The sequence below is a fragment of the Micromonospora sp. AMSO31t genome (assembly GCF_008868175.1).
In the GTDB taxonomy this organism is placed as follows: domain Bacteria; phylum Actinomycetota; class Actinomycetes; order Mycobacteriales; family Micromonosporaceae; genus Micromonospora.
Window position 1 is genome coordinate 1 of sequence record NZ_WBKT01000303.1, and the last position, 1,300, is coordinate 1,300.

Consider the following 1,300-nt stretch of genomic DNA (forward strand, 5'->3'; position numbering starts at 1 on the left):
TGAGTCGCCCCGTGCTGCGGGGGCTCGGGCTGGGCCCCGTACGGGCTGCCGTAGACGGTGCCCCCCGGCGGCTGAGGCGGGTAGCCGCCCGCTCCGGTCGGTGGCTGGGACATGCTTCATCCTCCAGGTTGGCTGGTCCCCCGCGGGGTGGCCCGTAGGGCCGGGGTCTGCGGTCGGCGGGGTCGGGGCCCACGCCTCGACGGTGCGGTACGCGGTCAAGCCGCCGGCGGCGCGCCGGTCAGCAGAGCTTGAACCGGTCGCACGCGGTCTTGATCGGCACCGCCAGGCCGATGCCCTCGGCGTCCCGGGCCTTGGCCGTGGCGATGCCCACGACCTCCTTCGAGCCGTTGATCACCGGCCCGCCGGAGTTGCCGGGGTTGATCGGCGCGTCGAACTGGATCACCGGACCGGAGCCGCCCTCGTCCTTGCGGAACGCGCTCACCACGCCGGTGGTGACACTGTCCTGGAGGCCGAGCGGAGCGCCGACCACCACGATCTGCTGCCCGGACTTGACCGGCGAACGCGCCGCGACCAGCCCGGTGAACTTCGCGGTGGTGCGCAGGTGCGCGAGGTCCTTGTCCTTGTCGACCTCGACGATGGTGGCCTCGAACCGCTGGTCGGTGCGCTCCAGGAAGACCTTGCGGTCGCCCGCGGTGAAGACCGCCTCCACCACGTGGAAGTTGGTGAGCAGGGTGGTGCCGCCCCCGGACGGGGCCTTGCCGATGGCGAAGGCCGTGCCGGTGAACTGGCCGGCCCGGACCCGGAACACGCTGGGCAGCACCGCGCTCGCCACGGCCTCCGGGTTGAACGCGGCCCCGGCCTGCTTCTCCAGGACGCCCGCCCGTTCCTCCAGGCCGTCGAGCCGGCCGGCGGCCGCGCCCTGCGCCTCGGCCAGCCGCCGGTCGGTGGCGGCGAGCCGGTCGTCCAGCCGGTGGATCTGGTACGCCTGCAGGCCCGCGACCAGCGCCAGGATCACGGCCAGGACGAGCGTCACCACCGGTAGCCGACGCCCCCGCCCGGACCGCTCGGGCTGACCGGGCGGCACCGACAGCGACCCGGCGGCAGCCTGCCCCGGGTACGCCGGACCGGACGTGGGCTGACCGGGGTAGGCCGGACCGGGGTAGGCCGGACCAGAGCCGGGCTGACCGGGGTGGGCCAGGCCCGACGTGGGCTGACCCGGGTAGGCCGGGCCCGATGCCGGCTGGCTGGGGAAAGCCGGGCCGGAGGCCGGAGCCGGGTAGGCCGGGCCGGAGGTCGGCTGGGTCGGGTGGGCGGACGGCTGGCCCGGGGGTGCCGGGGC

General features: G+C 75.7%; 1 protein-coding gene. It reads right to left on the reverse strand.

Annotated features, from left to right (window positions below; genetic code table 11):
* Window positions 1-238: 238 nt before the first annotated feature.
* Window positions 239-994, reverse strand: a complete 756-nt coding sequence (locus F8274_RS30630; RefSeq protein ID WP_370518297.1) for a S1C family serine protease — start codon at window positions 992-994, stop codon at window positions 239-241.
* Between the last annotated feature and the right edge of the window lie 306 nt (window positions 995-1,300).